The 13857-nt window shown below is 41.1% G+C and carries 16 protein-coding genes and 1 pseudogene; 3 read left to right on the plus strand and 14 right to left on the minus strand.

The window, feature by feature from the left end; genetic code table 11:
* Positions 1 to 79: 79 nt before the first annotated feature.
* From QNN06_RS24025 to gpr, 3 genes are all read right to left on the minus strand, one after another.
* Positions 80 to 406 (minus strand): DUF3679 domain-containing protein, encoded by a 327-nt coding sequence (locus QNN06_RS24025; RefSeq protein ID WP_213120119.1) that lies wholly within the window; start codon positions 404 to 406, stop codon positions 80 to 82.
* An 18-nt stretch (positions 407 to 424) separates the two neighbouring features.
* Entirely contained in the window at positions 425 to 1624 is a 1200-nt protein-coding gene (gene spoIIP, locus QNN06_RS24030) for a stage II sporulation protein P (protein ID WP_284036059.1), read from the minus strand.
* 105 nt (positions 1625 to 1729) lie between these two features.
* Positions 1730 to 2845, minus strand: a complete 1116-nt coding sequence (gene gpr, locus QNN06_RS24035) for a GPR endopeptidase (protein ID WP_284036060.1) — start codon at positions 2843 to 2845, stop codon at positions 1730 to 1732.
* A 220-nt stretch (positions 2846 to 3065) separates the two neighbouring features.
* Here gpr and rpsT point away from each other — a divergent pair, with 220 nt between their 5' ends.
* On the plus strand, positions 3066 to 3326 hold the full coding sequence (gene rpsT / locus QNN06_RS24040) for a 30S ribosomal protein S20 (RefSeq protein WP_213120116.1): 261 nt from the start codon (positions 3066 to 3068) through the stop codon (positions 3324 to 3326).
* Between the two features lie 468 nt (positions 3327 to 3794).
* Here the strand turns inward: rpsT and QNN06_RS24045 are convergent, their stop codons facing one another.
* Positions 3795 to 3938, minus strand: coding sequence for a hypothetical protein (locus tag QNN06_RS24045; protein WP_213120115.1), 144 nt, complete (start codon positions 3936 to 3938; stop codon positions 3795 to 3797).
* Between the two features lie 419 nt (positions 3939 to 4357).
* Entirely contained in the window at positions 4358 to 5374 is a 1017-nt protein-coding gene (gene holA / locus QNN06_RS24050; protein ID WP_213120114.1) for a DNA polymerase III subunit delta, read from the minus strand.
* 341 nt (positions 5375 to 5715) lie between these two features.
* On the opposite strand from holA, the gene QNN06_RS24055 reads away from it, so the two are divergent.
* Complete coding sequence (locus tag QNN06_RS24055; protein ID WP_213120113.1) at positions 5716 to 5850, plus strand: YqzM family protein; 135 nt, start codon at positions 5716 to 5718, stop codon at positions 5848 to 5850.
* 69 nt (positions 5851 to 5919) lie between these two features.
* Here QNN06_RS24055 and QNN06_RS24060 read toward each other — a convergent pair whose 3' ends face one another.
* The 3 genes and pseudogenes from QNN06_RS24060 to QNN06_RS24070 all read right to left on the minus strand — a co-directional run bounded on the left by QNN06_RS24060 (position 5920) and on the right by QNN06_RS24070 (position 9500).
* On the minus strand, positions 5920 to 8250 hold the full coding sequence (locus tag QNN06_RS24060; protein ID WP_284036061.1) for a DNA internalization-related competence protein ComEC/Rec2: 2331 nt from the start codon (positions 8248 to 8250) through the stop codon (positions 5920 to 5922).
* Between the two features lie 76 nt (positions 8251 to 8326).
* Positions 8327 to 8773: pseudogene (locus tag QNN06_RS24065) on the minus strand (ComE operon protein 2); the annotation flags it as partial.
* A gap of 73 nt (positions 8774 to 8846) precedes the next feature.
* Positions 8847 to 9500 (minus strand): helix-hairpin-helix domain-containing protein, encoded by a 654-nt coding sequence (locus QNN06_RS24070; protein ID WP_284036062.1) that lies wholly within the window; start codon positions 9498 to 9500, stop codon positions 8847 to 8849.
* A gap of 87 nt (positions 9501 to 9587) precedes the next feature.
* Between QNN06_RS24070 and comER the strand changes: the two genes are divergently transcribed.
* The gene (comER, locus tag QNN06_RS24075) at positions 9588 to 10412 is read left to right on the plus strand and encodes a late competence protein ComER (protein ID WP_284036063.1); all 825 of its coding nucleotides are present in this window, start codon (positions 9588 to 9590) and stop codon (positions 10410 to 10412) included.
* 69 nt (positions 10413 to 10481) lie between these two features.
* On the opposite strand, the gene QNN06_RS24080 is transcribed toward comER, so the two are convergent.
* The 6 genes from QNN06_RS24080 to aroE are packed head-to-tail and all read right to left on the minus strand — an operon-like array spanning position 10482 to position 13855.
* Positions 10482 to 11231 (minus strand): class I SAM-dependent DNA methyltransferase, encoded by a 750-nt coding sequence (locus QNN06_RS24080; RefSeq protein ID WP_213120109.1) that lies wholly within the window; start codon positions 11229 to 11231, stop codon positions 10482 to 10484.
* Positions 11228 to 11584 carry a ribosome silencing factor gene (rsfS, locus tag QNN06_RS24085; protein ID WP_213120108.1) on the minus strand — a complete coding sequence of 119 codons (357 nt, stop codon included), beginning with the start codon at positions 11582 to 11584 and terminating at the stop codon, positions 11228 to 11230. Before rsfS ends, QNN06_RS24080 begins: the two co-directional genes overlap by 4 nt.
* Entirely contained in the window at positions 11585 to 12154 is a 570-nt protein-coding gene (yqeK, locus tag QNN06_RS24090; protein WP_213120107.1) for a bis(5'-nucleosyl)-tetraphosphatase (symmetrical) YqeK, read from the minus strand. It lies immediately after the preceding gene.
* On the minus strand, positions 12144 to 12710 hold the full coding sequence (locus QNN06_RS24095; protein WP_284036064.1) for a nicotinate-nucleotide adenylyltransferase: 567 nt from the start codon (positions 12708 to 12710) through the stop codon (positions 12144 to 12146). The genes yqeK and QNN06_RS24095 overlap by 11 nt, the downstream gene beginning before the upstream one ends.
* Before the next feature lie 20 nt (positions 12711 to 12730).
* Positions 12731 to 13021 (minus strand): ribosome assembly RNA-binding protein YhbY, encoded by a 291-nt coding sequence (gene yhbY, locus QNN06_RS24100; RefSeq protein ID WP_213120105.1) that lies wholly within the window; start codon positions 13019 to 13021, stop codon positions 12731 to 12733.
* A gap of 3 nt (positions 13022 to 13024) precedes the next feature.
* Positions 13025 to 13855 (minus strand): shikimate dehydrogenase, encoded by an 831-nt coding sequence (aroE, locus tag QNN06_RS24105; protein WP_284036065.1) that lies wholly within the window; start codon positions 13853 to 13855, stop codon positions 13025 to 13027.
* Positions 13856 to 13857: the final 2 nt, after the last annotated feature.

The following is a 13857-nucleotide window of genomic DNA, read 5'->3' on the forward strand; positions in this document are numbered from 1 at the left end:
CACTATTTTTCATTATAACAAGAGGATTATCAAGATTCAACGAAAACTAAAACAGCAGCACCCTCACTGGTGCCGCCGTTTATTTCGCTATCAAATCAATCAGACTCTCAGAAGCTTTTGTTAAGCCATCTGACATTTTTCTACCCATTGAGGAGAAAAAATTATAGGCATTGATCTCCTCGAGTTTTTTCTTTTTTGCTTCAATATCATGATTGGAAATATTTTTGCCAAGAAATGTCGCCCTTAGATCAGTCCCTGTTTCATTTATAGAGATCGCGTTTTGAAAATTGGGATCCTGATAACCTTTCATTTTTTGGATTCCATTATTCGCCAGTTCCATTCCCGTTAAAACTGAAATAAACATTAGCGCTGCAATAATGAAACTTTTTACCATGAACATTTTCATATGAAATGCTCCTATCATCTATTGTTTATTGGTAGATTGCTCAGTATCCTTGTTCACCTTTTCTGCCTGCCAGAAATATTCGCTGAACACATCTGCGATAGCATCTGCTGAACGATTTAGCTCATCAAAGGTATTATCGACACCGCCAAATTCAATTAACATTGCATTATCGGAAAGGTTTTGATTGTAAATATTATTGCTTCCAGCTTCATTTTTAACAAACGCTCCCCTGCTTAAACCTTTATATTTTTTTTCTAGAAGTTGATGTAGTTCGTTAGCAAGTTTTGCATTTTTTTCATAATTCGGATTTTTACCGCCGATGATAAACGCAATTTTTGCATAAGATTTCCCGTTAATGGTAACCGTCGTATCCTGCTTGCGCTTGGAATCACGATGAACATCAATAAAATATCGCAAATCCCGGTTAGAGGCCATGGCCTCTTGCACCAGAGAACGAGATTCCGTATAAGAATTCCAATATTTCAATCCCTTTTTATTCAAATTCGCTTGAACATCCGTTTTATCAATAAACGTTCCGATGCCTCGTTCTTCTAGACTCGCTTTTAATTGGTCGCCGATTTTTGTGACATTAATTTGCGAATGGAAGGCTAGATTAGGGTTGGTAACACCTTTTAGATACGGTAAATAGGATTCCCGATTATGAGTAAAGTAAACGTAAACAACCTTCCGATCTCCAGTCGTTTGTCCCGGTGCAGGTGACGGATTATCATCCGAAGGTTTGTCCAAGCCTTCGATATTCTGCAGGGATGCCTCTTGTTCCGCTTTCATAATTTCAATCGGCGGGGAGGATTCCAATGGCATATTTGTATAATTTGTCCCTTCCCCTGCAACCAGTATCTGCCCATCAAACTGATAAAATCCTGGCAGTTCTCGGCCAAGCATACTTCTTGGGTCATTCAAATTAATGTTACTTGACAGTTTAAAAACCAAATTCGTAAATGTTGGCATCGTAAAGTCAGGCTTCACTTTTAAGAAGTGGTGGTTTTCCCAGCCCATTAGTTGAAAAAGAAGTTCACCGTTCACTTTCGTTGCCGCCTGGTTGACGGAGGAGGAAGATAGTCTATATTGGGGCTTTAAGGATGTTAAGAGCCCGCTGATAGAAAAAATAAACAATAAAAATATAAACAGTGCTGCCATAAACTTAAGGACACTTGTCCCTTGTACCATTATAAAGGTTCCAGAAGCTTTGGTTTTCATGGTTCCACCTCTCACAAAAAGGATTCTAGTAAATCCTATGACATTAATAGAGTTGGTAGAACCATTTTTTAGAGGCACGTCCAAATCAGACTGCCTCTAACATTACTACCGTGTATAGAACCCTGCGTTACCTTGGTCAACGGTGCTATGAAGGGCGGCGTTTAGTCCATTGGCGAGGAGGTTTGCCATATCTTCAATAAACACATCTACCTCTTTTGGCGTAACCATTAAATTATGGCCAAGCGGTGAAAGGACTTCTTGAATCAGTTTGCGTTTCTCATCATCCGGAAGTGTCCCGACAATGCCAAGGAAGGTTTTACGATGCTTTTCTTCCGGCAAATCTTCTTCGGTCAGTTTACGTCGTTCTCCAAAAGTCATCCCGGCCGGAGCAAGTGCTCTCGAAGGTCTGTTCCCTTCTTTCATTTCTTTGCCAAAATGCTTTAAAATGAAATCAATCGTATCACTTGTAATCGAAACGGCATCAACCACTGTGGGAACTCCTACAGCAATAACAGGAACACCCAAAGTTTCTTTACTTAATTCCTTTCGTTTGTTCCCCACCCCAGAACCAGGATGGATGCCAGTATCAGAGATTTGGATGGTAGAATTTACCCTTTCAATAGACCGTGATGCCAAGGCATCAATTGCGATCACAAAATCCGGCTTGGTCTTTTCTACAACTCCGAAAATAATGTCGCTGGTCTCAATGCCCGTTAGCCCCATTACTCCAGGTGACAATGCACTGACAGATCGGTAGCCTTCCTCCACATTTTCCGGCTGTAACTGGAAAAGATGGCGTGTCACAAGCAGGTTTTCACAAACCATTGGACCAACCGCATCCGGCGTTACATTCCAGTTCCCCAATCCAACCACAAGACAGGAATCGGTTTTCTTAACCCCTGACCCCTCTAGAAAATGGGCAAACTCGCTAGCAAAGATTTCCTGCACTTTTTGCTGCATTTCCGTATTTTGCTGACGGATTCCCTGAACCTCCAAGGTTAAATATCGTCCGGCTTTTTTTCCAAGCTGCGCTTCTCCTTGTTTCGTCACTTCTACTAAGGAGATTTTTATATCGTCAACATCTTTTTCTTTAATAATGACCCCTTCAATTTGAGACAAGTTTTCCTCTTGGTCAACAGATTGAGCCAGTACCATTTCCCTGGCTTCAATCGCTAAATCAGTGCGGACCGAATATTGACTTAAGTCGATAGATTCCTTCATGTTCAATCCTCCATTAGAAAAAAAGATTTCCTGCAAATAGAAACTATTTCCTATTTTTGCCCCTTTTCAAAGAAAACATGCAATTTATTCTAGCCGAGCTAATGAATTCTATATTGCAATCTAGTTGACCATTTGATAAAATATCTCTTGTTGCGAATAATTGTTTATGAATGTTTAGTCGAGTTCATATAGTCTCGATTCTTTACAGGAGGTGAAATTGATGCCTAACATTAAATCTGCTATTAAGCGTGTAAAAACTAGCGAATCTCGTAATGCTCAAAATACAATGGCGAAATCTGCAATGCGTACTTCAGTAAAGAAAGTAGAAGCTGCTGTTACTCTTAACGACGCTGCTACTGCGAAGGAAGCTTTAGTAAATGCTGCTAGCCAATTAGATAAAGCAGCTGCAAAAGGTCTTATCCACAAAAACGCTGCAGCTCGTAAAAAAGCTCGCCTAATGAAGAAAATCAACGCACTATAATAAGAAAAGCGGAAGCGCCTTGACCAGGGGCGACAGGCATAAGACGAGCCGGCGAGAAGGCTGCTTTTTAGCCTTCTTGACGGATTGACTTATGACCCCGAGCCCCTAGGCGCTGAAGCTAGACATTAAAAAAACGATTCCTTTTTTCAGGAATCGTTTTTTTTTCTTGGATTTGTTAATTTGAAATATTTCTATTTCTTGCTAATGGGCCTGTTGATTTCCGCTCCGGGCACTCGCTTTCCGCGGGGAGGTCCTGGAGCCTCCTCGGCGCTAAAAGCACCTGCGGGGTCTCAGCGACTTCTATATCCCGCAGGAGTCGGTGCCCTCCGCTCCAATCAACAGGGGGGGGCAAACAACCTAGAGTATTGCAACACACTTTTTCGAACCTTGCTAAGTGTGTCAATAGATTTTATCCATTATCGGCTTTGTGAGGGACATTGTCCTCTCAGATTCCATTGATTTTGTCCTTCATCGATTTGATGATGGACATTTCACTCTCAAATTCCATCGATTTTGTCCTTCATCGGCTTGATGAGGGACATTTCGCTCTCGTATTCCATCGATTTTGTCCTTCATCGGCTTGATGAGGGACATTTCCTTCTCAGATTCCATCGATTTTGTCCTTCATCGGCTTGATGAGGGACATTTCCTTCTCAGATTCCATCGATTTTGTCCCTCATCGGCTTGATGAGGGACATTTCCTTCTCAGATTCCATCGATTTTGTCCCTCATCATCGACTGGTTTCCTGGCAAGTAGTTGCTTCATCTTGTGGGTTGAAGTATTTATGGATTACACCTGTTGATTGGAGCGGAAGGCGCGAAGACTCCTGCGGGAGTACGGGGCAGGGGAGACCCCGCAGGAGCGTAGCGACGAGGAGGCTCCCCGGCACGCCCGCGGAAAGCGAAGCGCCTGGAGCGCAAATCAACAGGCCTCTTGAATGCTTCTTTTTAAGTAAAAGAAATTAACGGGGTGAGTCGTTAAAGAAAAAAGGCTATCGAAGGTATTTCGGTAGCCTGAAACTGTTACATAGTTATTTCTTTAATTTAAAAAGCAGCATCTCTATCAATAATGACTTATTCATCCCGCCGGTTTTCATTTGATAGTCGGATTCGGCAAGGAGGCACATGAGATTTGCTAGCTCCTCGTCCGTAAATTGAGCTGCCTGTCCGAGGGCAAGCTTTACTCGAAATGGATGGGTTTTCAAGAAACCGGCAATCTGCTGCTGGCCATACCCGCGTCGTGACAGCTCCTTCACTTGATAAATCAAGCGAAATTGATTGGAAAGCAGCGCCAATATTTTGATCGGTTCCTCATTTTGCTTTAACAAATCAAAATAAATCCTTAACGCTTCCTCCAATTTCCGTTGCACTACTTTTTCGATTAGCGTGAAAATATTTTGCTCCAATGAACGGGCTACCAATTTTTCCACAAGCGCCGCATCAATTCTTTTCTCATTTGCAGCATATAAAGCAAGCTTTTCTAGTTCGCTCGAAAGCATGAACAAGTTGGTGCCCGAAAGCGCGAGGAGCTGCTCTACAGCATCAGTCTCGATTTCGATTCCTGCTGTCTTCGCCCGGTCCCTCACCCAATTTTTTAGTTCATGTTCATTTAACTTTTTGGCCTCGACAACCTCTGCAGTTCGTTTAAGTTCTTTTGTAATTTTCTTTCGTTCATCTAATTTCTCATAAGGTGCCGAAATGACCAAGACAGTATACGGTGCAGGCTCCTGTATATAGGCTTCAAGCTTTGCTATATTATGCACGACTTTTTCTTTCGACTTTTCAGCTGTTAAAAAAATCGGATTATGTAAAAAAATAACCTTTCTTTCCCCTAAAAACGGAAAGGTTTCCGCATCCTCTACTGCAATTTCAAGCGGAGTCTCCTCCAAATCATAGGCTGCAAAATTAAAGTCCTTTTCCTCTTCATTTAATATATGGTTTAGCAGCAATTGCTTGGTCTCATTGATTAAAAAGCTTTCTGTTCCATATAATAAATAAATAGGAGCAATATGATTTTGTTTAATTTTCCGCCATACATCTGTTACCATTTTGCCCAGCGCTCCTCTTTATTTCACTCTTTATTATCGTAATGAAGCTTGGACAATTTGACAAGTACAAAACGCCAGGTATGAAGAAGTTATTTCCGAATAATTAAAAGGGAATTGACAGCATTCGCCATAGTGCCAATTCCCGATCTATAATGAACGCCTGCTTTTATCAGCCCTAGGTACCGATATGTCAGGCGGAGTTCCTTTGGTAAGCTTATTGTAGCCCTTTGTTAGTCAAACTATTTTGACAACACTTGTCAGTACAGGAAAAGCATTTAGGGGAGGCTGGATTTTTTTAAGGAAATCGCTTATACTATAATGTGAAATAGGAGGGGTAGACTGTGAACCAATTTGAAAAAAATCCGCAAAGCAAGCGTAACGATGCAATTGATTCAGGGGTTGGATTTGGTGTGTCTTTTGGCTTTTTTGCTGTAATGTTTATCATTGCTACAGTCATTAAGCTGATCGGTTCTTAAATTAATGCTACATAAGAGTTTCGAAGAGGCTGTATTACCCGCAGCCTCTTTTTCATTAAGTGATGTATCTTATGGCAAAAACGTTGAAAAGGTTCCTCTATTTCGATAAAAACTGTAAGTAATTGCTCCCTGCAGGTCAGTCCGATAAATAACTGCATTTACTTCATTCAAAAGCTTAATCACCTCCTGATGGGGGTGTCCAAATCGATTTTCTTCCCCGACAGAAATAAAGGCCGCTTTAGGCTTAATCTGCCGAAGAAAGGCTTCAGAACTTGATGTTTTACTCCCATGATGTCCCGCTTTAAGGACATCCACCGTTAATTCCGGATATCTTTGGATAATTCTTTCCTCACCCAGCTTATCCAAATCTCCGCCAAAAAACCAAGCCAACCCTCCGAAACGGGCAAAAATGGCTAGCGACCCGCTGTTTCGTTCTCCTTTAAAGTTCTTATCCGGACTAAGTATATAAAATTGATGATCCGCGTTTCCCCATCGATATCCAGAAGAAACGTGAACGATATTTATTCCCTTTTTTTCAGCCTCCGCCTTGATTTCTTCCTCCATGGCAGATGGTTCGGCGACTGAGGGCAGAAGAATTTCTTCCACCTTAAGTTCTTTTATTATAGAATTGGCACCCCCAATATGATCCATATCCCCGTGTGTTAAGATTAATTTATCAATTTTTGTGATCCCTTTTCCCTTTAAAAATGGAACAACAACATCTCTTCCCACCTCATATGGTTTCGCCCGCTGCCGCCAATTTTCACCCACAAAATTCATCGTTCCACCCGTGTCAATCAGATAATTCCCGCCACCTCGGGGAAAATGGATGAAGATACTATCTCCTTGACCCACATCGATCATCGTCACCTCCCCAAAGGGGTCGGCCCAGTTCCAGCCTGATTGAAATGTCAAAAGAGCGGCAGATAAACCGACAAGATGCCATTTTCTATTTGAATAACCCCTCTTTTCCCAAATGTAAAAAATACAAATAATCACCACAATATCAAATAGTAAAAAGAAAAGATTTGGTCTTCCAGGCACTAATGCAGTAAAGTTTAAATCAGCAAGTGAAGCAATTAAATTGTTGAAAAGGGTAATTATAGCCAAGAAGAATTTTATGAGGATTCCCGGAGTCCACCCTAATACAAGTTGAATAAAAAATAAACCATACAATCCGGGAAGATAAACATATGAAAATAACGGGATATAGATTAAGTTAGCTACTATCCCTATGAAAGACAATCCAAAAAAGTGATACAGCAGAAAAGGGAGTGCGGTTAATTGAGAGGCCACGGAAATGACAATCATTTGGATAAAATTAATGGAATATTTCCCCATTATATGTTTTGCAGATAAAATGATGGCAGCACTTACCGTGAACGATAATTGAAAGCCGACATCAAACAGTACCAATGGATTAAAGGCCAGATAAATGATACAGGCAAGGCTTATGGCATCTAGGGGCAGCAATTTAAGCTGGTTCTTCCACTTTACTATTGCCAGAACAAGAAAAATCATAAGCCCTGCACGAACCACTGACGAGGACGCGCCGGTTAAGATGACATACACAGGCAATACCATCAAAAGAAAATTCGTCATCGTCTGTCTAGTCAAACCCAATCTTATCCCCATATAAAAAACCATCCCGATTAGAAGGGAAACGTGGAGTCCTGAAATCGCCAATAAATGAACAAGTCCTGTCTTTTGGTAGTCCTCCTGTAAATCCGGGCTAAGCATTCCCCTCTCGCCAAAAATTAAAGCGGAAGATAATGATGCAATTTCAGTTGGAAACTGTTTTTCGAGGTAATGAATTCCCTTAAAGCGGAGATCTTGAATGAGAGTGAACGGGGAATTTCTCTTAACAGGAGTACAGTTATTCAGAGGATTTTCCTTACTTTCAACAATCCAGTAAATTTCTTTTGTTTTAAGGTACTTACGATAGTCAAAGCCATTCGGATTTTTAGCTATCTTTGGTTTCTTCAAATCACCAGATAGCTCGCATACATAACCATAAAAAGACTTATCTTTAAGGTCTTCTTTTTCTTGTTGTGAATTCATTTTGTAGCGGATAAGGAGTTTTTCTTTATAAACACGCTCTTTTGCCTGGATTTGTAATAAATCACCGTCTATTTTGGGGTCTTGCATATATTCAAGGGAAAATGAAACGACAGTCTCTGGAATTTTCGTATGATTGTGGTTGGCTACCTGAAAGCCAAAGAGGAAAAATACAAGCCATACTGCGGTTATTATAGATAATAGGTATGGTTGAAACTTCTTATAATGGTGCAAAACAAACAGATAAAGGATGGACAACATAAAATAGGGCAGAAAATGGATCAGTGCTGCCAATACTCCTAAAAGAGCTGCAACTGCAAAATATATATATTTTCCGGTCATCGTGCCTTCTCCAGTCTTTGAATGATATTGACGCCGGTTCAAGTCCGGCGCCAAACAAAGGTTATGAATTAACCTTTCGAAAATCTATCACCGGTTCAGTTAATTCTACCTTTTCCACTTTTACATTCGCTTGTTTAAACAGTTCAATTGCATAAGAATGATTCTTATAATCTTCAGCATAATAAACAGTTTTAATGCCAGCCTGGATAATCGCTTTACAGCATTGCAAACAAGGAAAATGAGTCACATAAATTTCCGCTTCTGCTGTCGGAACGCCAAATTTTGCACATTGCAAAAGGGCATTCATTTCAGCATGAATAGTACGAATACAATGATTATCGACGACATAACAACCTTTATCGATACAATGGTCCCCGCCGGCAATGGAACCGTTATAGCCTCCGGCGATAATCCGCTTATCCCTGACAATGGTCGCCCCAACTGTGAGCCGGGTGCAAGTGCTCCTCAGTGCAAGCAAATGACTTTGCGCCATAAAATATTGATCCCATGAAATACGATTCACCTTAGCCACTCCCTTGATGATGTTTTCTTTGTTTAAGTTTAATAGTGCTTGTCCATGAACGTCAATGATAGAATTATGGCGCCGTAACCAAATCCTTTATTTTTTCATACGTTTTTTCACCGATTCCGCTGACATTCTTTAAATCTTCTGCTTGTTTAAAGGGTCCGCTTGTTTCCCGGTAATCGATGATCGCCGCTGCCTTTGCCGGCCCGATACCAGGCAGGTTTTGCAGTTCATTGACGTCCGCTTTATTGAGATTAATTTTCCCTTCATTCTGACCTGTCCCCCCTGAGACCATTACTCCATTTCCCGATGCCTCCGGGAGAACCACCGCCCCTTCACCCTTTGCCGGAATATAAATGACCATTTCATCCTTTACCCGTTCAGCAAAATTCACTTGGCCTTGCTCGGCCTGTTCGGTTACACCTCCCGCACGGCTAACCACATCAATAACCCGCTCACCCTCTGAGGCTTTATAAACACCCGGCTGTTTCACCTGTCCCTTTACATCTACCATGATTACTGCAGCTGTTTGACTCTGTGTCTTCCCCATATTTTCCTCGGATTTTTCTTGAACCCTGCCAGCCTCTGATACTTTATCAGTCGCTAAGGGCTGCGGCTGGATAGCCTCACTAGCACCGTTTTGGTAAAAATAAAAAATCAAGACCACGACAAGCAATGCAACAGCAACAGCATAACTCTTATGTTCCATCAACCAGTCTTTCACTTGGCTCCATCCTTTCTAAAGGTATATTTTACAAACATTCCTCATAAGGTTATAAAAGAAACTCTGAGGTGAAGGAGGGTCGAAACAATGAATATTGGCATTATCGGCACCGGTAATATGGGGAGGATTTTGGTGGAAGCGTTAATTGACGGAGAAGCCGTATCTCCTTCTTCGATGCTGATTACGAACAGAACGATCGCTAAAGCCATGCTGCTTAAAGATAAATACAAGGGAATTAGGGTTGGGGCAAATGAAGTAGAAGTTGCGGCTCAATCCGATTTAATATTTGTTTGTGTAAAGCCATTAGATGTTTTTAAGGTGATAGATAAGATCAATCCCCATTTAACGGAAAATAAATGTCTTGTTTCGATAACAAGCCCTATCAGTACAGCACAAATTGAGAGTAAGGTTTCTTGTTCTGTGGTAAGAGTCATCCCAAGCATCACGAATCGGGCTCTTTCGGGAGTTTCCTTAATGACCTATGGGGAAAGCTGTCGGGATAATTGGAGATTGGAAATGGACAATTTAATGACGAAGATTTCAGTCCCAGTCGATATTGATGAAAAGGTAACAAGAGTAGCATCGGATATTGTCAGCTGCGGACCTGCATTTTTCAGTTATTTGCTGCAGGCATTTATTAATGCTGCCGTAAAGGAAACGGAAATCGATGAAAAAGTAGCCACAGTTTTGGCCAGTGAGATGATTGTAGGTCTTGGCGAATTGCTTAAGCAAGGCCATTATACCTTACCATCGCTCCAGGAAAAAGTTTGTGTGAAAGGCGGAATTACCGGAGAAGGAATTAAGGTGCTCGACAATGAGCTTGGGGAAATGTTTGAACATGTATTTCAAGCCACCCACGCAAAATTCAAGGAAGATCTTGATAAAGTAGAATTGCATATCTCAAAACATTAATTCGCCAAATTCCCGCAAATTCCTGCAAGTATAAATAAAAAAAAGCCATCTTTTTTAAGAAAGATGGCTTTATTTTTTGTGTGCAATAAAAAAAATTCGTTCGGAATGGGTTTGTGGTTTAGCGTGTTCAAAATCAGCATTTATCTCTAATAATTGAAAGCCTGCCTCAGCCAGCCAATCGGAATATTGCTGAACACTAAAGGTTCTCTGATAGTGAAGCTCATCATAACGATCATATTTTCCCGACTTTTCATCCAAGGCAAAAAAGCTAAGCTCATGCTCCACGCTATTTGACTCTTCCCCAGGGAAGCTATTCCAAATATAAGCGATATGATCCTCATTTAAAGCAAAGGTTTGGTTCATAAAAACTTGGGTAATTTTATAGATGGAATGAACATCAAAAATAAAAAGTCCGCCCTGCTGTAAATGTTGAAAAACATGCAAAAAGGTTTCTTTGACCTCTTGTTCCGTTTCCAAATAATTCAAGGAGTCACAAAAGATGCCGATGACATCAAACTGTTCCAAGTTTTCGAATTCAGCCATATTCTGTTCAAAGAATGGAATCACAAGCCCCTCAGCTTCTGCTTTAGCTTGGGCAACAGCCAGCATGTCAGCCGATAAATCAGATCCAGTCACTTGGAAGCCCCGCTTGGCAAAACGAACAGAAAGCTGCCCTGTTCCACAGGCTAAGTCAAGCAGCTTGCTGCCTTTTATATCGTATTTGGCAAGTTTCTCTTCCACAAATCGAATCCATTCATCATATGGTGCGTCCTTCATGAGTTCGTCATAAAGATAGGCGAAATGCTGGTAGCTTGTCATGAATTTAATTCACTCAAGACGTCAACCCGCGGGGCATCTCCCCATAAGCGCTCCAAATTATAATAGCTTCTTTCGTCACGATGGAAGACATGGGCAACAACGTCCCCCAAATCGATTAACACCCAGCGTGCTTCATCAAACCCTTCCATCCTCTTCACATCACAGCCTTTTTCATTGGCTTTTTCCCTAATTTCTCTTGCGATTGCCTGAACCTGCTTATCGGAATTCCCATGACAAATCATAAAGTAATCGGCAATTAGCGAAATTCCCTTCATGTTTAGTGCAAGAATGTTTTCAGCCCTTTTATCATCCGCTGCTTTAACTGTCAATTGAAGTAGTTCTTGATTATCCATTTACTCAACCCTTCCATTTTGGATTAAATCATTATACGTATGAAACGTCTCTGGATAGACGGTCTGATTTTTTTTCATTAAAAATAAGATCGTATTTTTGACTGATTGGATCAATGCTTTATCTAAATTCTCTTTTGCCATTCCCCGTACTTCCTCAACACCCGGAAAGTGTCTGCCTGGTTCAATATAATCGGCTAAATAAATAATTTTTTCAAGCAGGCCCATCCCCGGCCTTCCTGATGTATGATAACGGATGGCATCGAGAATTTCTCTGTCTTTAATCCCTGCTTCCTTCTCAACAAGATAGGTGCCGGCAGGAGCATGCCAAAGTTCAGCGTTAAAGCTGAGCAGATCCTGAGGAAAGCCCTGGGTCATAATAATTTCCTTCATTTCCTCTTTAGGGCGGAATTTGGCATAATCATGAAAAATAGCGGCAGTTTCAGCTTTTTTTTCATCTGCCCCATACCTTCTGGCCAAGGAAATGGCTGTCTCCATTACGCCTAAGGTATGCTGGTAGCGATGCTCCGTTAATTGTTCCTCTACAAGCTTTAATGCTACATCACGTTCCATATAAATGGTTCTCCTCGATATATTGAATGATGGAATCAGGCAATAAATAACGCGCAGTTTTTCCGTTTTTAAATCTTTCTCTAATCATACTTGAAGATACCTCTATCGCAGGTACATCAACATAAAGAATAGGATACTCTGTAAGATGGCTGTAGGAAGGTCTTTGCACGCCGACAAATTGGACAAGTTTAACCAGTTCATCAATTTTATGCCATTTAGGCAGATATTCAATCATGTCCGCACCAATTATGAAATGAAATTGATGCCCAGGATAGGTTTCATTAAGGACCTTCATCGTATCAACGGTAAAGGATGGCCCCTCCCTGTAAAGTTCGATTGGCTGAATTTTGAATGCTTGATTTCCTTCAATGGCCAAATCCAACATCTGAAGCCTTTCATTGTTCGATATCGATTCTGATTTTTTCTTATGCGGAGGCTCTCGATTCGGCATGAGCCAAATTTCATCAAGCGAAAGAGCGGCTAAAACCTCATTAGCAATCAATAGATGTCCGAAATGTGGTGGATCAAACGTTCCGCCCAAAATTCCAACCTTCACAGTACAACCCCACCTTTACTTTAGGGAAGAGTAATTTGTTTATTTTCAACCGATTCCTTATAAAGGACGATTGTATTTCCGATAATCTGTACTAATTCTGCCCCTGCTCCATCAGCAAGCTGCTGGGCAACCACATTTTTATCTTCGTCGCAGTTTTGTAGGACACTTACTTTTAAGAGTTCCCTTGCCTCAAGAGCATCGGCAATTTGCTTTACCATATTCTCATTTACGCCACCCTTTCCAACCTGAAAAATCGGATCTAAATGATGGGCTTTTGAACGTAATAATCTTTTCTGTTTTCCTGTTAACATGAATTAACCTCCGAGTTGTTTGAGCACAATTGCTCTCATTCGTTCTACATCCGGGAAAGTCCCTGTCCATTTTTCAAAAGCAAGGGCCCCTTGAAAAACAAACATATCAATCCCATTTTGAATTTGTGCACCTTTTTGTTCCGCATCTTGTAAAAATTTTGTTTTCAGCGGATTGTAAATAATATCACAAACAATCGCCTGTTTCTTTAAGTTGTGGAGTTTAAGCGGCTGTTCAGAAATTTTCGGCGCCATCCCAATCATGGTTGTCTGGATAATTAAGTCGTAATCTTCCAGTACCTGTTCCACTTCCTCCAATGTAAATGCATTGGCTGAATTGGTATAGGGACAATCTTTAATGAGACTCCAGGCTTTCTCCACGGTCCGGTTGGCAATGTCAATCTTAGCGGATTTTTCCTTTGCCAAAGTAAAATAAATACCTCTTGCCGCACCGCCCGCTCCAATCACAAGTATCTTTTTTCCCTCAATAGAGGCAAATTGTTTTTTCAATCCCGTTAAAAATCCAGGTCCGTCCGTATTATAACCGATCAAACGGCCGTCTTCATTAACGACGGTATTTACCGCACCAATTGCATTCGCCAGTTCGTCTACCCCATCAAGATAAGGGATGATCCTGCTTTTATGAGGAACAGTTACATTAAACCCACCAGCCCCAATTGCTTTTAAGCCTTTCACAGCATCCTTGAGGTTCTCCGGTGCCACTTGAAAAGGGAGATAATGGCCATCGATTTGATAAAAAGAAAATAAATCATTATGCATCACCGGGGACATGGAGTGCCCGATTGGATATCCAATTACCGCATATAGCTTTTTCACGT

It is taken from the genome of Neobacillus sp. 114 (assembly GCF_030127045.1).
GTDB lineage: Bacteria > Bacillota > Bacilli > Bacillales > Cytobacillaceae > Neobacillus > Neobacillus rhizophilus.